The organism is Streptomyces odontomachi (genome assembly GCF_024435355.1).
GTDB lineage: Bacteria > Actinomycetota > Actinomycetes > Streptomycetales > Streptomycetaceae > Streptomyces > Streptomyces odontomachi.
Map to the genome: position 1 here is coordinate 90,035 of NZ_JAMJWG010000022.1, position 19,545 is coordinate 109,579.

The 19,545-nt window shown below is 72.3% G+C and carries 18 protein-coding genes and 1 riboswitch; of the genes, 7 read left to right on the top strand and 11 right to left on the bottom strand.

Translation table 11 applies throughout. The features are described 5' to 3' along the window. Positions 1-65: 65 nt before the first annotated feature. The 4 genes from NQO67_RS34280 to ribD are packed head-to-tail and all read right to left on the bottom strand — an operon-like array spanning position 66 to position 3,826. Positions 66-1,412, bottom strand: coding sequence for a bifunctional 3,4-dihydroxy-2-butanone-4-phosphate synthase/GTP cyclohydrolase II (locus NQO67_RS34280; protein WP_255954300.1), 1,347 nt, complete (start codon positions 1,410-1,412; stop codon positions 66-68). Continuing rightward, positions 1,409-2,062 (bottom strand): nicotinamide mononucleotide transporter family protein, encoded by a 654-nt coding sequence (locus NQO67_RS34285; RefSeq protein ID WP_255954301.1) that lies wholly within the window; start codon positions 2,060-2,062, stop codon positions 1,409-1,411. Before NQO67_RS34285 ends, NQO67_RS34280 begins: the two co-directional genes overlap by 4 nt. After that, on the bottom strand, positions 2,059-2,709 hold the full coding sequence (locus NQO67_RS34290; RefSeq protein ID WP_255954302.1) for a riboflavin synthase: 651 nt from the start codon (positions 2,707-2,709) through the stop codon (positions 2,059-2,061). Before NQO67_RS34290 ends, NQO67_RS34285 begins: the two co-directional genes overlap by 4 nt. A 1-nt stretch (position 2,710) precedes the next feature. Then, positions 2,711-3,826 carry a bifunctional diaminohydroxyphosphoribosylaminopyrimidine deaminase/5-amino-6-(5-phosphoribosylamino)uracil reductase RibD gene (gene ribD, locus NQO67_RS34295; RefSeq protein ID WP_255954304.1) on the bottom strand — a complete coding sequence of 372 codons (1,116 nt, stop codon included), beginning with the start codon at positions 3,824-3,826 and terminating at the stop codon, positions 2,711-2,713. A gap of 151 nt (positions 3,827-3,977) precedes the next feature. After that, positions 3,978-4,108: riboswitch (FMN riboswitch) on the bottom strand. A 235-nt stretch (positions 4,109-4,343) separates the two neighbouring features. Here ribD and NQO67_RS34300 point away from each other — a divergent pair. Together NQO67_RS34300 and NQO67_RS34305 are read left to right on the top strand one after the other, a co-directional pair. Next, on the top strand, positions 4,344-5,267 hold the full coding sequence (locus NQO67_RS34300) for an RNA polymerase sigma-70 factor (RefSeq protein WP_255954305.1): 924 nt from the start codon (positions 4,344-4,346) through the stop codon (positions 5,265-5,267). 170 nt (positions 5,268-5,437) lie between these two features. Beyond that, the gene (locus tag NQO67_RS34305; RefSeq protein ID WP_255954306.1) at positions 5,438-6,181 is read left to right on the top strand and encodes an SDR family oxidoreductase; all 744 of its coding nucleotides are present in this window, start codon (positions 5,438-5,440) and stop codon (positions 6,179-6,181) included. 59 nt (positions 6,182-6,240) lie between these two features. Here NQO67_RS34305 and NQO67_RS34310 read toward each other — a convergent pair whose 3' ends face one another. Beyond that, entirely contained in the window at positions 6,241-7,470 is a 1,230-nt protein-coding gene (locus NQO67_RS34310) for an ROK family transcriptional regulator (protein WP_255954307.1), read from the bottom strand. 295 nt (positions 7,471-7,765) lie between these two features. Here NQO67_RS34310 and NQO67_RS34315 point away from each other — a divergent pair, with 295 nt between their 5' ends. After that, positions 7,766-8,986 (top strand): MFS transporter, encoded by a 1,221-nt coding sequence (locus tag NQO67_RS34315; RefSeq protein WP_255954308.1) that lies wholly within the window; start codon positions 7,766-7,768, stop codon positions 8,984-8,986. Positions 8,987-9,167: 181 nt separating this feature from the next. Here NQO67_RS34315 and NQO67_RS34320 read toward each other — a convergent pair whose 3' ends face one another. Continuing rightward, on the bottom strand, positions 9,168-10,469 hold the full coding sequence (locus NQO67_RS34320; RefSeq protein ID WP_374119228.1) for an alginate lyase family protein: 1,302 nt from the start codon (positions 10,467-10,469) through the stop codon (positions 9,168-9,170). 310 nt (positions 10,470-10,779) lie between these two features. Between NQO67_RS34320 and NQO67_RS34325 the strand changes: the two genes are divergently transcribed. Beyond that, the gene (locus NQO67_RS34325; protein ID WP_255954309.1) at positions 10,780-11,517 is read left to right on the top strand and encodes a DUF5995 family protein; all 738 of its coding nucleotides are present in this window, start codon (positions 10,780-10,782) and stop codon (positions 11,515-11,517) included. A gap of 32 nt (positions 11,518-11,549) precedes the next feature. Here the strand turns inward: NQO67_RS34325 and NQO67_RS34330 are convergent, their stop codons facing one another. Beyond that, positions 11,550-12,182 carry a TetR/AcrR family transcriptional regulator gene (locus NQO67_RS34330; protein ID WP_255954310.1) on the bottom strand — a complete coding sequence of 211 codons (633 nt, stop codon included), beginning with the start codon at positions 12,180-12,182 and terminating at the stop codon, positions 11,550-11,552. 147 nt (positions 12,183-12,329) lie between these two features. Between NQO67_RS34330 and NQO67_RS34335 the strand changes: the two genes are divergently transcribed. Next, complete coding sequence (locus NQO67_RS34335) at positions 12,330-13,211, top strand: ABC transporter ATP-binding protein (protein ID WP_255954311.1); 882 nt, start codon at positions 12,330-12,332, stop codon at positions 13,209-13,211. Then, positions 13,195-13,959: an ABC transporter permease gene (locus NQO67_RS34340; protein WP_255954312.1), complete on the top strand. Its 765-nt coding sequence runs from the start codon at positions 13,195-13,197 to the stop codon at positions 13,957-13,959. Before NQO67_RS34335 ends, NQO67_RS34340 begins: the two co-directional genes overlap by 17 nt. A gap of 37 nt (positions 13,960-13,996) precedes the next feature. Here the strand turns inward: NQO67_RS34340 and NQO67_RS34345 are convergent, their stop codons facing one another. Next, positions 13,997-15,463 carry a GuaB1 family IMP dehydrogenase-related protein gene (locus NQO67_RS34345; protein ID WP_255954313.1) on the bottom strand — a complete coding sequence of 489 codons (1,467 nt, stop codon included), beginning with the start codon at positions 15,461-15,463 and terminating at the stop codon, positions 13,997-13,999. 387 nt (positions 15,464-15,850) lie between these two features. Between NQO67_RS34345 and NQO67_RS34350 the strand changes: the two genes are divergently transcribed. Next, positions 15,851-17,017, top strand: a complete 1,167-nt coding sequence (locus tag NQO67_RS34350; protein ID WP_255954314.1) for a glycoside hydrolase family 5 protein — start codon at positions 15,851-15,853, stop codon at positions 17,015-17,017. 106 nt (positions 17,018-17,123) lie between these two features. Here the strand turns inward: NQO67_RS34350 and NQO67_RS34355 are convergent, their stop codons facing one another. The 3 genes from NQO67_RS34355 to rpe form a co-directional block, all read right to left on the bottom strand. Then, positions 17,124-17,489 carry a barstar family protein gene (locus tag NQO67_RS34355; RefSeq protein WP_255954315.1) on the bottom strand — a complete coding sequence of 122 codons (366 nt, stop codon included), beginning with the start codon at positions 17,487-17,489 and terminating at the stop codon, positions 17,124-17,126. 150 nt (positions 17,490-17,639) lie between these two features. Further along, the gene (locus NQO67_RS34360; protein ID WP_255954392.1) at positions 17,640-18,656 is read right to left on the bottom strand and encodes a sugar-binding transcriptional regulator; all 1,017 of its coding nucleotides are present in this window, start codon (positions 18,654-18,656) and stop codon (positions 17,640-17,642) included. A 169-nt stretch (positions 18,657-18,825) separates the two neighbouring features. Then, the gene (gene rpe / locus NQO67_RS34365) at positions 18,826-19,515 is read right to left on the bottom strand and encodes a ribulose-phosphate 3-epimerase (RefSeq protein ID WP_255954316.1); all 690 of its coding nucleotides are present in this window, start codon (positions 19,513-19,515) and stop codon (positions 18,826-18,828) included. Positions 19,516-19,545: the final 30 nt, after the last annotated feature.

The window sequence follows — 19,545 nt, forward strand, 5'->3', positions numbered from 1 at the left end:
TGCCGGGGTGATGCATACGAGGATGGGGGGATGGAGGGGACGGGGTGCCGGGCTGCCCGGTGCCGTCACTGGTTGCCGCAGGCGGCCATGGCGGGGGCGTCAAGGCCGGGCAGGTCGTGGCCCATGCGGTCGCGCTTGGTGCGCAGGTAGCGCAGGTTGTGCTCGCCGACCTGGACGGGCATCGGCTCGCGGCCGGCGACGTGGATGCCGTGGCCGACGAGGGCGTCCGTCTTGTCCGGGTTGTTGGTCATCAACCGGACGCTGCGCACCCCGAGGTCGGCGAGGATCTGCGCGCTCGCCCCGTAGTCGCGTGCGTCCGCGGGCAGCCCCAGCTCCAGGTTGGCGTCGAGGGTGTCGCGGCCGCGTTCCTGGAGTTCGTAGGCGCGCAGTTTGGACAGCAGTCCGATGCCGCGCCCCTCGTGGCCGCGCAGGTAGACCACGACGCCGCGGCCCTCCTTGGTGATCCGCGCCATGGCGGCGCGCAGCTGGGGGCCGCAGTCGCAGCGCAGCGAGCCGAACACATCGCCGGTGAGGCACTCGGAGTGCACCCGTACCAGGACCTCTTCGCCGTCCGCGAGGTCACCGTGCACGAGGGCGACGTGCTCGACGCCGTCCAGGCCGGAACGGTAGCCGTAGGCGGTGAACTCGCCGGTGGCGGTGGGCAGCCGTACCGCCGCCTCGCGGTGCACGCTGGGCTCGGGCGGGAGGGCTTCCTGCTCGGGCGAAGGCGCGCTTTCGATGCCGCGCCGGTAGGCGATCAGGTCGGCGATGGAGATGATCGTCAGGCCGTGCTTGCGGGCGAACGGGATCAGTTCGGTCAGCCTGAGCATGGTGCCGTCCTCGCCGGCGATCTCGACGATGGCGCCCGCGGGGCGCAGCCCGGCGAGCCTGGCCAGGTCGACCGCGGCCTCGGTGTGGCCGGCCCGGGCCAGCACTCCACCGGGGCGGGCGCGCAGCGGGAAGACATGGCCGGGCCGCACGAAGTCGCCGGGCCGGCGGGTGCCGTCGGCCAGCAGCCGCAGCGTGCAGGACCGGTCGGCCGCGGAGATCCCGGTGGTCACGCCGTGCTCGGCGGACGCGTCGACGGACACTGTGAAAGCGGTCCTCAGGGCCTCGGTGTTCTGCTCGACCATCTGCGGCAGCTGGAGCCGGTCGACGTCCGCCGCATCCATCGGTGCGCAGATCAGGCCACGGCACTCGGACATCATGAAGGCCACGATCTCGGGGGTGGCCAGCTCGGCGGCGACGATCAGATCGCCCTCGTTCTCGCGGTCCTCGTCGTCGACGACCACCACGGGGCGGCCCGCTGCGATGTCGGCGATGGCCTGCGGGACGGGGTCGAGGCCGGTGGGTGCCGGGGCGGCGTGGTCGGCGGGGTCGGCGGCGGGGTGCCGGATGGGTGCCGTGCTCATGCGGGGGCTCCTTCCAGGGCGGGCTGCGCCGTCTGCCGCGAGCGCAGCCACCAGGCGCGCATGCCCCACAGGACGAGGGCGCCGTAGACGAGGTAGATGAGTCCGGAGAAGGCGAGTCCGCTGGTGAAGTTGAGCGGTACGCCGACGGCGTCGACGAGCAGCCAGGCGAACCAGAACTCGACGAGGCCGCGGGCCTGCGCCACCATCGCGACCAGCGTGCCGACGAACACGTAGGCGTCCGGCCACGGGTTCCAGGACAGCGACGGGTAGGCGGTGAACAGGCCGCCGACGGCGAGGGTGCCGACGGCGGCGCCGGCCAGCAGCAGGCCGCGCTCGCGCCACGAGGCGAACCGGATGACGAGTTCACCGTCCTCGCTCCGGCGCCGGCCGCTCGTCCACTGCTGCCAGCCCCACACCGCCGTCACGATGATCACCAGCTGCTTGCCCACGCTGCCGGACTGCTGGACGGAGATGTTCGCGGCGATCAGGATCACCGCGGACAGCAGTTGGGCCGGCCAGGTCCACACGGAACGCAGCCAGCCGAGGGCGAGTGCGATCAGACCGATGGTGTTGCCGGCCAGGTCGGACCAGATGATGTGCTGTCCGACGGCGGTGAACGCCTCGGAGTTGAGCCAGTCGACCGCGCTCACTTCACCGACTCCTTCGTCTGACCGTCCTGGTGGGGTGCCGTGCCGGTGGCGGTGGACCGTTCGGCGGCCAGCAGCCGCTCGACGTACTTGGCGATGACGTCCACTTCGAGGTTGACCTGCTCGCCGGGTTCCTTGATGCCGAGGGTGGTCAGCGCGAGGGTGGTGGGGATGAGGCTGATGGTGAAGTAGTCGGGGCCGGCGTCGACCACGGTGAGGCTGACGCCGTCGACGGTGATGGAGCCCTTCTCGACGACGTAGCGGGCGAGCGGGACGGGCAGCTCGATCTTGACGATCTCCCAGTTGTCGGAGCGCTTGCGCTCCAGGAGCGTGCCGACACCGTCGACGTGGCCCTGCACGATGTGGCCGCCGAGCCGTCCGCCGACGGCGGTGGGCCGCTCCAGGTTGACCCGGGAGCCGAGCCGCAGCGCACCGAGGCTGGACCTGTTCAGGGTCTCCGCCATCACGTCCGCGGTGAACTCGTCACCCGTCAGGTCCACGACCGTCAGGCACACGCCGTTGACGGCGATGGAGTCGCCGTGCCGTGCGCCCGCCGTGACGGCGGGTCCGCGCAGCCTGAAGCGGGAGGCGTCGCCGAGGTTGTCGACGGCGGTGACCTCGCCCAGCTCTTCAACGATTCCGGTGAACACTTCAGGACTCCTTCGGGGGAAGGGTGGCGGTGATGCGTACATCGGGCCCGATGCGGACGATCTCGGTCATGTCGAGCCGCAACGCGCCGGTCAGGGTGGGGATTCCCGCGCCCGCCAGCGCGGCGGGCCCGGCGCCGAGCAGGGCGGGGGCGAGGTAGCCGACCACGCGGTCGACGACGCCTGCGGCCACGAAGGACCCGGCGAGCGTCGGCCCGCCTTCGAGCAGTACGGAGCGGATGCCACGGGCGTGCAGGGCGGCCAGCAGGGCGACCACGTCCAAGCCGCGGTGGGCCCCTTCGCCGTGCCCGGTGGTGGTGCGCGGCAGCCGTAGCACGTCGCAGAGCCCGTCCAGGTGGGCGGTGTCGGCGTGCTCGGCGACCGCGACCAGCGTCGGCGCGGTGTCGTCCAGGACACGGGCGCCGGGCTTGACGGCGGTGGCGGAGCCGTCGACGACCACGCGGAGCGGTTGCAGGGCGCCGGTGACGCCGCGGACGGCCAGCTGCGGATCGTCGGCCCGTGCGGTGCCGGCGCCGACCACGACCGCGTCGCTCACGGCGCGCAGCCGGTGCACATCGGCGCGGGCCGCTTCGGAGGTGATCCACTGGCTGGTGCCGTCGGCGGCGGCGATGCGTCCGTCGAGGGTGGCGGCGTACTTGTAGGTGACGTGCGGGCGGCCGCGGCGTACGGAGGTCAGCCAGGCGGCGTTGCCCTCCTCGGCCTCGTCCGCGAGCAGGCCGGACGCCACGTCGACGCCGGCGGCGCGCAGCGTCCGGGCACCGCCGGTGGCGGTGGCGTCGGGGTCGGCGACCGCGTAGACGACGCGGGCGAGACCTGCGTCGATGAGGGCCTGGGCACAGGGTCCGGTGCGGCCGGTGTGATTGCAGGGTTCGAGGGTGACGACGGCGGTGCCGCCGCGGGCCCGTGCGCCGGCCGCGCGCAGCGCGTGCACCTCGGCGTGCGGGCCGCCGGCGCGCTGGTGGTAGCCCTCGCCCACCACGTGCCCTGCGGGGTCCAGCAGGACGCAGCCGACGACCGGATTGGGGCGGGTGAAGCCGAGGCCGAGCGCGGCGAGTTCGATCGCGCGTCGCATCGCGGCGGTTTCGGCTGCGGTGGCCACCGGGTCCTCCTGCCTCTCGGGCACGGACTCCGGGGCGTGTCGATGACGACACAGATCAACGGACGAGGGCCTTCCTGCGCAGCCGACGCCGGGTCCCGACCCGTCGCACGGGCCACGGACCACTGGCGGCGTGCACGTAAGCGCCCGCCCGCCGCGCACTGCCTCCCATCCGGACTTTCACCGTCGGTCCAGGAATTTCACCTGGTCAACCGGTCGCTGGAGGCGACCGGGTCGCGGACTATAACCGCCGGTTCGGACTTTCACCGACCCCGGAGTGCGCTGCTTGTGGTTCGCACCCAGTCTGCCACGTCCGACCGCGACCCAACCGGACCGCCCCTGTGGGCTCACTCACAGTCACCCGGAGCAGCCCGGCGCACCGCGAGACCACCCGGTCGTGCCTGGTGCCACGGCCAGGGCCGCGCCCCGTGCGACACAGCGACGGCCGGCGGCCCTCGGCGACGGTGACGCGGCGTCGCCCGCCGCCGCGGCTGTCGGGCTCCTCTGGCACGCTGGCAGCGTGACCACTGCGCTTGCGGAAGAGTTCGAAACCCACCGGCCTCGGCTGTTCTCCCTCGCCTACCGCATGCTCGGTTCCGCCGCCGAGGCGGAGGACGCGGTGCAGGATGCGTATCTGCGCTGGGGGCACCGCCCGCACCCGTCAGGCAGCGGGGCAGGCGCCGAGCGTGAGGGCATCGAGCAGCCCGCTGCGTGGCTGACGACGGTGCTCACCCGGCTCTGCCTGAACCGTCTCACCTCTGCGCGCGCCCGGCGGGAGCGTTATGTCGGCCCCTGGCTGCCGGAGCCGGTGCTCACCGCGGACGGCGCGCTCGGGCCCCTGGAGTCCGTCGAGCAGCGCGACGCCGTCTCCACGGCGCTGCTGCTCCTGCTGGAGCGGCTCACCCCGGTGGAGCGCGCCGTGTACGTGTTGCGGGAGGCGTTCGCGTACAGCCACCGGGAGGTCGCCGAGACGCTCGACCTCAGCGAGGCCAACGCACGGCAGCTGTACCGCCGCGCCACCGCGCACGTCGCCGCGCCCGAGCGACGCTTCAGCGCCGAGCCGGAGCGGCTGCGCGCCCTGGTCGAGTCGTTCCTCGCGGCGGCACGTGACGGCGACCTGAGCCGGCTCGAAACGCTGCTGGCCAAGGACGTGACCTGGTCGGGCGACGGGGGCGGCAAGGCCAGGGCGGGGCGCCGGCCGATCGAGGGGAGGACCAAGGTCGTGCGCTTCCTCGCCGGCGGTGCCATCAAGTTCGCGGGCGGCATGGACTTCCAGATCACCGAGGTCAACGGCGCGCCCGGGCTGCTGATCCGGGAGGACGCACAGCTGATCGCGGTCGCCACGTTCGAGCTGCGCGACGACGTCATCGCCGAGATGCGGGCCGTGGTGAACCCGGACAAGCTGGCCTACGTGGCCCGCCAGCTGGCGGGCGAGCGCCTCTGACGCCGCCGGGTGCCCCCTCCCCGCTGCGCGGGTCCCCTACAGGTCCGGGCCGGCTGTCACATCCACGGCCGCTCGCCGGTCTTGGGATGAGGAGACCGGGAGTCGGCGCCGTGAGGGTCCGGGCGGCCCTCCGGCAACGCCGGTTCGTTCGAAGGGGGTTGGAGAAGGCGATGACCACGATCGTGGTGACGGGCGGCACCGGAACGCTCGGCAGACCGGTCACCCGGCGCCTTGCGGAGCGGGGCCACGACGTACGGGTGCTCAGCCGGCACTCCCCGCGGTACCCCGTAGACCTGCGCGAGGGAACGGGCCTGGCCGCGGCGCTGGACGGTGCCGACGTCGTGGTGCACTGCGCCAGCGGGCCGCGCGGGGACGAACAGGCGGCACGCCGTCTCGTCGCGGCGATGCGGGCGGCCGGGGTGGGCCATCTGGTGTACATCTCGATCGTCGGGGTGGACCGGGTGCCGATCGGCTACTACCGCGCGAAGCTCGCCGTCGAGCGCATCGTCGAGGAGTCCGGGATCGGGTGGACCGTGCTGCGCAGCACGCAGTTCCACGACCTGGTGGTGACCCTGCTCCAGGCGGCGGCCAAGCTTCCGGTGATGCTGCTGCCCTCCGGGGTGAGCGACCAGCCGATCGAGGTCGCTGAGGTGGCCGACCGGCTGGCCGACCTGGCCACCGGGGAACCGGCCGGCCGGGTGCCCGACATGGCGGGACCGGAGGTGCTCGGCCTGCCCGCCCTCGCCCGCGCCTACCTGCGGGCGACCGGCCGCCGCCGCCCCGTCGTCTCGGTGCCCCTCCTCGGCAAGGGCTACCAGGGCATGCGCAACGGTGGCCATCTCGCGCCGCGGCAGGCCGTGGGCGAGGCAACGTTCGAGGACTATCTGGCAAGGCGGTTCGGCACCCAGGAGTGAGTCGGGACGCTTCGGCGCACCGGCGTGCGCCCCCGCGTCCGCTGCCGTTCGCCGTACGCTCAGCCGACCGGTCTGCGCTCGCCTGCGTCGGGCCGTGTCACGCCCACGTCGTCCGGCCCGCCCTGGCGAGGGAACAGGTCGTCCTGTGCCGCCTCGCGTGCCGTGAACAGCGCGCCGTGCAGCACCGCGCCGCCGCCCAGCTCGCTCGCGCGCACGTCCGTGCTCAGCGGCGAGAGACGGCCCAGGTGATCGGCGACGCGGACGGCGAGTTCGGGGCCGCCCGCGTGGCCGACCTCGCCGCCGAGCACGACGCAGCCGGGGTCGAGGACCGCGGACACCGCTGCGGCACCGAGGGCGAGCCGGCCTGCCAGCTCGTCGAGGAAGTCATGGGCGCCGGTGGCCACGGCGCCCCGCACCAGGGCGGCGGCGGGCGGCTCATGGGGCTCCTCGGCGGCCGTCAGCCCGTGCCGCGCGGCGAGGTCGGCGATGGCCGCGGACGAGGCCAGCGAGTGGAAACCGTCGTCGCAGCCCGAGGCCGACGGCAACCCGGCGGTGCCCGGCACCGGCAGGAAACCCAGCTCGCCGGCGCCGCCGGACGCCCCGCGGCGCAGGGCGCCGTCCAGCACCACGGCCGCGCCCACGCCGTGCCCCAGCCAGAACAGCACGAAGGTGTCACGGTCGCGGGCGGCGCCGGCGCGCTGTTCTGCGAGGGCGGCGAGGTTGGTCTCGTTCTCCACGATGACGCGTGCGGGCAGGCGCTCCTGAAGTGCCGTGACCAGACGGCGGTGCCATGCGGGCAGGCCCGTGGTGCGGCGCAGTTCGCCGGTGCCGGGGTCGATGAGGCCGGGTGCGCCGATGCCCACGCAGTGCAGCGGCCGGCCGCCGGCCCGCGCCGCGGTGTCCTCGACGAGGCGTACGGCGCCGGCCACCGCGGCCGCGGTGCGGCTGTCGGCGCGCACCGGCAGGGACGCCTCGGCCAGCCGGCCGCCCAGCAGGTCGCTCACGACGACGGTGACGCCCTGGGTCCGCACGTCGACGGCGGCGAGGTGCGCGCGGTCGGCCACGATGCCGTAGAGCCGGGCGTTCGGGCCGCGGCGGCGTGCACCGGCCTCGCCGACGACCGTGATCAGTCCGCCGTCCTGGAGGCGCTCGACCAGGTCGGCGACGGTGGGCCGGGAGAGTCCGGTGAGCTGCTTGAGCTGTCCAGCGGTCAGCGGGCCTTCACGCTCCAACAGGCGTAGCGCCAGCCGGTCGTTGATCGCCCGTGCCGTGCTCGGTGATGCGGGCATGTCGGATCCCTTCAGGCGGGTTCGCCCCGCCTTGCCTCGCCGGAGCGACGACCGTACCGGTCCGCCATGACGGACCGCGGGCGCGGGCGCTCACGTCTCCCGGTCGGTGCACTATTTATCAGGCAGGGTTCCTGATAGTTTAGCGCCCCGGGCCGACACGCAGGGAAGAACCCGCGGGTGACGAGGCAACGCCCCCGCAGGTTTGATCAGTTCGCACACGGCCCACGCGCCGGACGGCCGCAGATCAGAGGCAGAGCAGAAGCAGGGCGCAGGGCAGAGGCAGAAGGGTCGGGACATGAGTGACACGGGTGCTCGGGCGGCCCATGACGCACGGAGCGTACGGCACGCGCGGTACGCCGTGGCCGTGGTGTTCTGCATGCACGGTGCGATCACCGGCTCGTTCGCCACCCGGGTGCCGTGGATCCAGGACCATGCTTCGGTGAGCCCGGGCGGGCTGGGGCTCGCGCTGGCCTTCCCGGCCATCGGTGCCTCCCTGACCATGCCGTGCGCCGGCTGGCTGTCCCACCGCTTCGGCACCCGCGCGGCCCTGCGCGGCCTGCTGTCGCTGTGGCTGATCGGCCTGACCCTGCCCTCGCTCGCACCGAACCTGCCCACGCTCTGCGCGGCGCTCTTCATCTACGGTTCGACCCTGGGCATGGCCGATGTCGCGATGAACGCGCTCGGCGTGGAGGTCGAGAACCGGCTGGACAAGTCGATCATGTCGGGGCTGCACGGCATGTGGAGCGCCGGCGCCCTGCTCGGCTCGCTGGGCGGCACCCTCGCCGCGCACCTGGGCACCGACGCCCGGCTGCACCACGTGCTGACGGCCTGCCTCCTCACGCTGATCGGCGTGACCGCCTGCCGGTGGGTGCTCGATCTGCACCCCGAACCGGAGGAGGAGCCCCCGCCGCGGTTCGCGCTGCCGCCGCGGTCCGCGCTGCTGATCGGGGCGATCGGCTTCTGCGCGGTGTTCGCCGAGGGCGCCAGCCTGGACTGGTCCGCGGTCTACCTGCACAGCCACCTCGGCACCACCGCCTCGGTCGCCGCCGCGTCGACCACCGGCTTCACGCTCACCATGGCGGTGGCGCGACTCTCCGGGGACCGGCTGGTGAACCGGTTCGGACCGGTGCGGGCGACCCGCGGCGGCGGGCTGTGCGCCACGGTCGGTGGGGTGCTCGTGGTGCTGGCGCCGCACCCTGCGGTCGCCATGGTCGGCTTCGGGCTGACCGGGCTGGGTATCGCGGTGATCGTGCCGCTGGTCTTCGCGGCGGCGGGGCGCAGCGGAACCAACCCGAGCCAGGCGATCGCCGGCGTCGCCACCATCATGTACGCATCCGGGCTCGTCGCCCCGTCAGCGATCGGCGCCATCGCCCAGACCACCAACCTGGTGGTGTCCTTCGGTCTGGTCACGCTGCTCGCGTGCGGCCTGATCGCGGGGGCGAGGGTGATGCGGACGGACTCCGGCCGGGCCGCCACGGTCGCGACCGGGGCGGCGGCTGCGGAGCCTCGTGGGTGACGGGGTGTGCCTGCGCCCCTGACGGGGCGCGCACCACTGCGGTCAGGCCGGTGGCCTGAATCCGATGGAAATGCCTCCTTGGGACGGTGGTGAACTGACGGCCCGTTCTGGGCTGGGCGCGCAGTTCCCCGCGCCCCTTGGCGGGTGCCTTCGGCGCCCGACCGGTTTTCCGGTGGCCGGGTCAGCCGGCGATGGAGTCCAGTTGTTCCGGGGCCGGCCTGAGGGGCCACAGGTCGCCTCCGGGTGGGGACTGGAGGTCGGGTACCGCGGCCTGGGCCGCGGTGTCCCCGGCGTCCGCTGCCGCGTGCACGATGTCGCTGGCCGCGTACCGGTAGAACTCCAGCTCGGGGTAGGACCACGGCTGTGCGGCGGTGGCTGCGGGCAGGAGGAAGTCGACCGCCTTCAACAGGCTCTGGCCGTCCGGGCCCTGGTAGTGCCACAGGTCGACACCGACGTGCTGGCCGATCTGGGCGAGCCGGGTGTACGCGACCAGGTCGAAGGTCGAGTAGTGCCAGCTGCGCGTCCTGGCCAGTTCCTGCGGTTGGCTGCCGTCCCCGGCGATCTGCGCGTCGATGCGCTTGGTGCGCGCGTCGAGCACCGTGGTGCGGGCCAGTTCCCTGTCCCCGGTGGCGTAGGCGAGGGCGGCCACCTGCATGTCGTAGAAGGTGCCGTGGTTGTTCTCTGCCGCGCCCTCCTCCTTGCCGAAGTCGCTGGTGACGAGCCAGTTCAGGAAGTCCTTGTGCCAGCCCGACATCGCCGTCGCGTCGTCCTTCGTCCAGCCGGGCGCTCCGGTGGCGAGCAGGGCGACGGCGTCCACCACGCTCGTGTACTCCTGCGAGAAGTCGATGATGCCGATGGACCGGCCGTCGTACTTGCACGGGATGAACTGCGCGTGGTTCAGGTTCGGGTTCATCCGGGTGTCCGGATCGAGGAACCAGGTGCGCAGGATGTCCGCGGCATGCTCCGCATAAGCGGGCTTGCCCGTGTAGTACCAGGCGAGGCTCAGCGTGTACGCCGAGTCGAACACCTTGCCGACGTCGGGCCGGTCGGTACCGGTGTCCACCTCGGGATTGCGCTCGCCGTCGCGTTGGACGTACGGGCAACCGTGCGGGTTGTCGTCGGTCTTCGGCTGGGAGGGCCACCAGTACGGGGCCTGGCTGAGGTAGTCGTGCGGGTCGCCGCCGGGCGCCGGCTCCGGCTTGTCGACCACGGTCCAGGGGCCTTGGTCGAGCCAGCCGTCGGCGCGTGCGGTCAGGTCGTCGAGGGCGCGCCGGAGCGCGGGATCACCGTGCGCGAGCCGGATTCTGGTCTGCTGAAGGCGGGCGCCGTCCAGCACGGCGGTGTGCGGGACGGTCGCCGCTGGGGCGGCCTGGCGGTCGTGCGCGGCGGCGGACGACGACATCGGCAGGAGCAGGGCAGCGAGCGCGACCGCGGTCGCCGCCGCGATGCCGGCAGCCGGACGCCGGGGGGATCTTCCGCTCATCGAGGTCTCCTTCAAGCCTGATGACGGTGGGCACGGACAGCGCCACCCGCTCACCAGATGGTCATGTCCGTGAACATCATTCATGAATTGGACCGTGCGAGCGTAAAGGGGCCTGATTCACGTGACAATGGCCGTGCATCGATTCATGGATGAGTGCGGTGAGCAACGGGTCGACCGCTCCCGAGCGTTGGCCCACCGGCACCGCACCACCCTGCGCACCTCCGCGCGCCGGGCGACCGCCTTCCCCCGTTCCGGCGAAGTCCGCACCAGTGCGCCGCACGCTCCCCGGCATGCTGGGACGCTGACCCGCATGGCGTACCCGGAGCAGTCCACGGCCCACGAACAGGGCATCGGCGAGGTGATCGCGCGGCTGCGCGCGCTGTCCACGGGCTGGCCGCCCGACGACGGGGTAGCGGTCTTCAACCGCGTCTATCTCTCCGTCACCGAGGCCGTCGCCCAGCGCGTCGAGAAGGGCCGGCTCGGCGACCGGGCCGACGCCGTCACACTCGACGTCTGCTTCGCCGGGCGCTATCTCGCGGCCATCGCCGCCGACGCGGCAGACCAGCGCCCGCCCGCCTGCTGGCGACCGCTGTTCCGGTACCGCCACCGCCCCGGCATCCACCCGCTCCAGTTCGCGCTCGCGGGCATCAACGCGCACATCGGCCACGACCTCGGGCTGGCCGTGGTCGACGCCTGCCAGGCGCTGGACTGCACCCCGGATGAGTTGGAGGACGAGTTCGACCGGGTCGGGGACCTCCTGGTCACCCTGGAAGAGCGCATCCGCGAAGAGGTCATGCCGGGCCCCGACCTGCTCCAGGTCGCCGACCCGCTGACGCATCTGCTGGGTTGCTGGAGCCTGGAACGGGCCCGGGACGGCGCCTGGTCGGCGGCGCGTGCACTCTGGGCGCTGCGGCACACCCCCGCACTGGCCGACGATCTCGCCGGGCGGCTGGACGCGGCCGTGGGACTGATCGGCCGCATGCTGCTGACGCCGCTCCCCCTCCCCCACCGGCACCCGCCCGTGCCGGCGCCGGCGCCCGCCGACTGACCCGGCTCGACCGCACCGCGCGCACGGGTCGCTCAGTCACGCCTCCTGGCCGCCGCTTCGACCAGCCGCAGGAGGTCGTCGAGATCGGCCTCGAACTCGGCGCCGAAATCGACGGACCGATCCAGCCAGTGCGCCAGCCTGTGGTGGCCGGGAAGTTCCTCGGCCGGCAACCGGGCACGGCGGCCACGCGGGTCGAGCGTGCCGGGGGCGAAGCGGCCGGACGCCTCGGAGAGGGCGTATCCGATCACGAACGTGCTGGTGAGACGCTCCAGTCGGGGTACTTCACGGTCCGGCACCCCGGCCTCGATGAGCGCGCAGTAGATGACGTCCACGGCACGCACCGCTTCGGGCGTGACGGCGGGCCGCGAGAACAGCAGGTGCGCCGCCCAGGGATGACGTTGCGTCGTCTCCCGACATGCCCGGGCAAGGGCGACGAGTCGTCGGTCCCAGGGCTGCTCCCGGCCGGTGTCCGGCGGCAGCAGGGTGGCCAGCAGCCGCCCGACCAGGCCGTCCAGCAGTGCGGCCTTGTCGTTCACATGTCGATAAAGCGCCATCGGTGTCACCCCGACGCGCTCGGCCACCGCACGCATCGAGACCGCGTCCAGGCCACGCTCGTCCGCGATCGCCAGCGCCGCGTCCAGGATCTCTTCCCGTCTGCCACCCATGCGTCTACAGTGTAGACGTATACGGCGTAGACAAGGGAGGCGTTGCGTGCGGCCGGGTGGACGGGCTCTCCTGGCCACGTGGCCGGGGCGCGAGCCGCGGCGTGCGAGCGCCGTGCGGCTGCCTCACGATTTCCGCAGGGAGGCGGGATGCTCAACACAGCGGGTCTGGTGAAGCGCTACGGCCGACATGTCGCGCTGGACGGCTTCGACCTGGAGGTCGCCCCCGGTGAGATCGTCGGCCTGATCGGCCACAACGGCGCCGGCAAGACCACCTTCGTCGAGACCGTCAGTGGTCTCGTACGCCCCGACGCGGGCCGGGTGTCCGTCGGCGGGCACGACGCGCTGCGCACCCCGCACGCCGCGCGGCGCCTCCTCGGTCTGGCCCCGCAGGAGGTGGCGCTGTACCACGGCGTCACCGTGCGGGAGAACGTACGGCTGTTCGCCCGGCTCGCCGGGCTGCGCGGGCGGCGTCGGGAGCAGGAGATCACCCGGGTCCTGGACGAGCTCCGGCTGTCCGGGCTTGCGGACCGGCCGGTGGGCGTGCTGTCCGGTGGGCAGCGCCGCCGGGTGCAGGCGGCCACCGCCATGGTGGGGTCACCGCCGTTGCTGCTGTTGGACGAGCCGACCGCCGGCGCCGACCCGGAGACCCGCTCGGCCCTGCTGGCGGCCGTCAAGGCCCGCGCAGCGTCCGGCACCGCGGTCCTCTACACCACGCACTACCTGCCGGAACTGGTCGATCTCGATGCCACGTTGGCGCTGGCACACGCCGGACGGATCATCGCGCGCGGTACCCAGCAGGAGCTCACCCACCACCTGCCCGGCGAGCTGAGGGTCGTCTTCGCCGACCCGGCCGAGGGCGAGCTGCGGGTGTCGACGAGGGATCCCGGCGCCGACCTGGCCGCCCTGATCGCCGCCGGCCGCACCCCCGTCTCCGTCGACGTGCACCGCCCCGGCCTGGACGACCTCTACCGCTCCCTGGCGGCCACGGCCAACGAAGAGGAGGTGACGGCCGGTGGTGTGGTCGCATGACTCCGCGGCACGGACGAGCGCCGTCGTACGCCACACGCTGCTGCTGATGCGGCGCGAACCCGGTCCGCTGCTGAGCCGGATGGTCCTGCCGCTGGTCTTCCTGACCTTGCTGCGCCCGCTCTACCTGACCGCACAGGGCCGTGCGGCGGGCACGGAGCAGGCGGTCGTCGGCACGCTGGTCACCTTCTCGCTGCTCGCGCTCAGCATCTCGGGCAACGCCATCCTCAGCGAGCGGCTTGGGCGGACCTGGGACCGGCTGCGCGCCACGCCCGTCCGGCCTGCGGAGCTGCTCGCCGGCAAGGCCGTTCCCGTCTTCGCCGTGCTGCTCGTCCAGCAGCTTCTCGTCCTCGGCTTCGGGGTGTGCGCCTTCGGACTCGGCGTCCACCATCCGCTGATGCTGCTGGGCGTCCTGCTCAGCTGGAGCTGCACCCTGCTCAGCCTCGGCGCGCTGCTCGGCGTGCTGGCCCGCAGCATGGGTGCGCTGTCGGCGGCGTACGACATCGGCGGCATGCTGCTCAGCAGCCTCGGCGGCGCGCTGGTCCCGCTCGGCGACCTGCCGCACTGGATCGCGGGCGTCGCACCGCTCTCCCCCGGCTACTGGGCCGCGCAAGGGCTGCACGCCGCCCTCGCCGGTGAGCCGCACACCGTGGCGTCCGCCTGCGGCACGCTCCTTGCGACGGCGCTGGTCTGCGGCACGCTTGCCTCGATCCGCCTGCAAGGCCGCGGTGGGCGACCGGTGTCGCTCTAGGCACTGTCCCAGACGGGCAACGCCGGTCGCCGCACGGTCAGGTCCAGCTGGCGTGCAGCGGCTGGCCCTCCGCATAGCCGGCGGCGCTCTGGATGCCCACGACGGCCTTCTCGGCGAAGTCCGCCAGGGACGCGGCCCCGGCGTAGGTGCAGGCCGAGCGGACGCCCGCGATGATCGAGTCGATCAGGTCCTCCACGCCGGGGCGTTCGGGGTCCAGGTACATCCGGGAGGTGGAGATGCCCTCCTCGAACAGGCCCTTGCGGGCGCGGTCGTACGCCGACTCCTCCGCCGTGCGGTTGCGCACCGCACGTGCCGACGCCATGCCGAAGGACTCCTTGTACAGCCGACCGTTGGGGTCCTGCTGGAGGTCTCCGGGCGATTCGAGGGTGCCGGCGAACCACGAGCCGATCATGACGTTCGAGGCTCCGGCGGCGAGCGCCATGGCGACGTCGCGCGGGTGCCGCACCCCGCCGTCGGCCCAGACGTGCTTGCCGTACTTCGCGGCCTCGGCCGCACACTCCAGCACGGCGGAGAACTGCGGCCGGCCCACCCCGGTCATCATGCGCGTGGTGCACATGGCGCCGGGGCCGACGCCCACCTTGACGATGTCCGCACCGGCCTCGATGAGATCGCGGACACCGGCCGCGGCGACCACGTTACCCGCGACGACGGGCACCTGCGGGTCGAGTGCGCGCACCGCCCGCAGCGCACCGAGCATCGACTCCTGGTGGCCGTGGGCGGTGTCCACCACGAGGGTGTCGATACCGGCGTCCAGGAGTTGCTTGGCCTTGCCCGCGACATCGCCGTTGATCCCGACGGCCGCGGCGATGCGCAGCGCGCCACCGGCGTCGGTGGCGGGCGTGTAGAGCGTGGCACGCAGGGCGCCCTTGCGGGTGAGGATGCCGACGAGCCGGCCGTCCACGTCGACGGCGGGCGCGTAGCGGCGGTTGGCCGCGTCCAGCCGGTTGAAGGCCGCACGGGGGTCGACGTCGGCCTCCACCAACAGCAGGTCCCGGGACATCACTTCGGACAGCTGGGTGAAACGGTCGACGCCGCTCAGGTCGGCGTCGGTGACCACGCCGAGCGGGCGGTGGTCCTCGTCGACGACGACGCCCGCGTTGTGGGAGCGCTTGGACAGCAGGGCCAGGGCGTCGGCGACGGTCTGGGTCGGGGCCAGCACGATGGGGGTGTCCAGCACGTGGTGGCGCTGCTTGATCCAGGCGGTGACATCGGCGACCACCTCGATCGGGATGTCCTGCGGGATGACGACGAGACCGCCGCGACGGGCCACCGTCTCGGCCATCCGGCGGCCGGCGACCGCGGTCATATTGGCGACGACCAGCGGAATCGTGGTGCCGGTGCCATCCGGCGCCGCCAGGTCCACGTCCTGGCGCGAGGCGACGGCGGAGCGGCCGGGCACCATGAAGACGTCGTCGTACGTCAGGTCGTAGGAAACCGGAGGCGACGATACGTAGCGACCGGTGCCGGGCTCCAGGAAATGCATAAGTCTCACATTTTTCAAGCGAAACGGCGCAGGTCATCCCGCAAGGACACAGAAAGAAGCCCCCGTGTTCCCTGGTCCTTCTGAGGTACGGGGGCTCTCCTGCCGGTGTCGGGGCAGAAAACCTGCCTTACATCAAGACATTACCCGAACATGAAGGTCCGGGCGAATCACCAGTCCCGGGAAATTTCACCGCTCCAGGCCGCCGGCAACCCCCGGATCGGGGGCGCTCGGCACCGCCCCGCCGCCCCCACCACCTTCCCGCCGATCCGAACCACCTCTCCACCCCGATGACGCGACCCCTTGACTTAAACGGTTAAGTCCGGCACTGTGCCCGCCAGTACATCCCGGGGCGGGCCCATGATCACGAGTCAACGCGATGGAGACGCGATGAATCATCGAAAGGCCTTAACGGCCTTGAGCACCGTCGGAGTACTGCTGCTGAGCTGGGCGATCGGGGCGGCACTACCGGCCACGGCGGCCGGTTCGCCGCTGTCCGGGGCGGCGTCCCAGCGGGCCGAGGCCGTCACCGCTGCGCCCGCGCTGAAGGTGTCGGGCAACCATCTGGTCACCTCGGCGAACGCCACCACCCGCCTGCTGGGAGTTAACCGGTCCGGTGGCGAGTTCGGCTGCATGCAGGGCAAGGAGATCTTCGACGGACCGGTGGACCAGGCCGCCGTCGAGGCGATGAAGCCCTGGCACATCAACACGGTCCGGATTCCGTTGAACGAGGAGTGCTGGCTGGGCACCTCGGACGCCCCGTCGTCCGACACCAGCGGCACGGCCTACCAGCAGGCGGTCCACGACTACGTGGACCTGCTGGTGTCCAACGGCATGAACGTCATCCTCGATCTGCACTGGACCTACGGCCAGTACACCGGCAACGGCGCGGGCTGTTCGGACGTCAAGGCCACCTGCCAGAAGCCGATGCCGGACATGCAGTACACGCCGGACTTCTGGTCCCAGGTGGCTGGCATGTTCCGGGGGAACGACGCGGTCGTCTTCGACCTGTTCAACGAGCCGTACCCGGACGCGGCCAACAACTGGGCCGATGCCACCGAGGCATGGACCTGCCTGCGGGACGGCGGCACGTGCACCGGCATCGACTACCAGGTGGCCGGCATGCAGACCCTGGTCGACACGGTACGCGCCACCGGCGCCACCAACGTGATCATGGTGGGCGGTCTGACCTGGACCAACGACCTCAGCCAGTGGCTGGCCTACCAGCCCGACGACCCCGCCGGCAACGTGATGGCCTCCTGGCACTCGTACAACTTCAACGCCTGTGTGACCGCCTCGTGCTGGGACAGCACCATCGGCACGGTCGGGGCGCAGGTGCCGGTGCAGGCCGGTGAGATCGGCCAGGACAGCTGCGCCCACGACTACATCGACAAGGTGACGGACTGGGCGGACACCAACGGGGTCGGCTACACCGCCTGGACCTGGAACCCGTGGGGGTGCAGTGGCGGCAACGTGCTCATCGACGACTGGAGCGGCACCCCGACGTCGAGCTACGGCGAGGGCTTCAAGGCGCACCTGATCACGCAGAACCCCTGACGGGAGACGCTCGGAACCGCACCGTGCACCACATGTCTCGTCCGACCCGGGTCGTGGCCACCGGCACCCGCCGTGGCCGCGGCCCGGCCGGGAGCAGCGGCGAGCTCTAAGCGGGCCCGCCCGCCACCGTGAGCAGCACCGCGAACCCCTCGGCACGCCCGTTCCAGTAGGCCTCCGCCTCCGCGAACACCTGCTGGGCGGTGGCCCACTCGTCGGGCCGTGCCGCGGCGTACGCCTGCCAGCCGGAGACCAGCAGGAGCCGTCCGCGTGCCACGGGGAGCCAGGACAGGTCCCGCAGGCAGTCGGCGAGGGCGTCCCAGTTGTGCCCGAACCAGTCGGGTAGTTCCAGGGCGCGGGCACACCGGTCCAGGAAGGCGGCCTTGCCGGTGACCGCGTCGAGGTCCAGAACGGTACTGGTCCAGCCGGTGGCCCGGACCGCCTCGAGAACCGGGGTGAACGCCACGTCGGTCATCTGTGCATCATCTCGTCCGTCGTCCGTCGTCCGTCGTCGGTGTCGGTGTCGGTGTCGTGACAGCCTCGTCCGTCGTCCGTGGCTGGCTGGCTGGCTGTCGGCACCTGCCCACCCCGAGGCGGCGTGATGTACCGCCCGGGGTGTGCGGGGTCAGGCGGCGTCGCTGTCCGGGTCCGTGCGGTCCAGCGCGGGCTGCGGCACCTCGCCGGTGGTCATCAGATAGTCCGCCGCCGTGGTGTCCGTGACGAGGCTGGTGACCAGGCCGGAGCGGAGCACCGCGTCGATGGCGGCACCCTTGCGGTGGCCGCCCGCGATGGCGACCACTTCGGGGATGCGCCGCAGCCGGTCCGCCTCCACCGTGATGCACCGCTCACCCAGGTCCCGGCCGACCCGGCGGCCCTGGGCGTCGAAGAGGTGGGCCGACATCTCCGCCGCGACCCCGAGTGAGGCGTAGTGGGCGCGCTCCTCCTCGCTGAGCATGTCGTGCACGGTCGAGATGCCGGCCTCCCAGGAACCGATCGACACGCAGGCGACGGTCACCTTGTCGAAGTACTCGAAGGCGCGGGCGATGCCCGTCTGGTGCCGCAGCGCGTCGGCGGTGGCCGAGTCGGGCAGCAGCATCGGCGCGTAGATGGGGTGGGCCTCGCCGCCGGAGACCTGCGCGGCACGGCGCACGGCCTCCACGGAGCCGCGCTCCGCGGTCCCCGCGTCGTAGACCCCGGTGAGCTGCACGACGGTGCACGGCGGCAGCCGGTCCAGCGCCGCGGCCATGTGAATGGTCGACCTGCCCCAGGCCAGGCCCAGCACATCGCCCTCGGTGACCAGCTCCACCATCAGGTCGGCGGCGACCTCGCCCAGGTTCTCCGGGTCGGGCGACTCGTCGGCTTCCGCCGGGGACTCGACGACCACGGCGTGCCGCAGGCCGTAGCGGGCGCGCAGCGCGTCGGAGCGCTCCGCGTCGAGTTCCGCGGGCACCCTGATCTCGATCCGTACGAGATCACGCTCGAGAGCGGTCTCCAGGACCCGCGCCACCTTGAAGCGGCTCACACCGAACTCCTCGGCGATCTGGATCTTGGATTTGCCCTCGAGATAGAAACGGCGGGCCATGGCCGCCGCCTGTACCAGCTCCGCGGGTCCCATCCGCAGAGCCGGCCGCCCTGCCGACATGCCGGACACGGCGATCTCCTTACTGCTGACAACTGCTCTCAACGTCTTCACACCCTGGATTCGCCGTTCATCCTTCCAGATCCGCAGCAGTCGATCAGCCTTGACGTGTGGCGTTCACGTTCCCTTGTCCAGGTGGCCGCGTCACGGTGCGCGGTGCGCACCGTACGCTTCAGTGGCCACATGCCCAGGATGCCGTGGACATCGCACCGGCGGCCTGGTCGCGCAGCGCCCGCACCGCGTCCGCCGGATCCTGCGCGCCGTAGACGGCAGAGCCTGCGACGAAGACGTCGGCGCCGGCCTCCGCACACCGCTCAATGGTGCTCGCCGAGACACCACCGTCCACCTGGAGCCACAGGTCGAGCCCGTGCTTGCCGATCAGCTGACGGGCGCGGCGGATCTTCGGCAACATGATGTCCAGGAAGGCCTGGCCACCGAAGCCCGGCTCCACCGTCATGATCAGCAGCATGTCGAGCTCCGGGAACAGGTCCTCGTACGGCTCGACGGGTGTGGCGGGCTTGAGCGCCATGGCGGCGCGTGCGCCCTTGGCACGGATCTCGCGCGCCAGGCGCACGGGCGCGGCGGCCGCCTCCACGTGGAAGGTGACGGAGGATGCGCCCGCCTCGACGTACTGCGGCGCCCAGCGGTCGGCGTCCTCGATCATCAGGTGGCAGTCGAGGGGGGTGTCCGTGGCCCGGGCCAGCGATTCCACGATGGGGACGCCCAGGGTCAGGTTGGGCACGAAATGGTTGTCCATCACGTCGACGTGAAGCCAGTCGGCACCCTGCACGGCGCGCGCCTCGTCGGCGAGGCGCGCGAAGTCGGCGGACAGAATGCTGGGGTTGATCTGCGGGGCGTCCATGGCTCAAGCCTGCCATGCCGTGACCGCCTG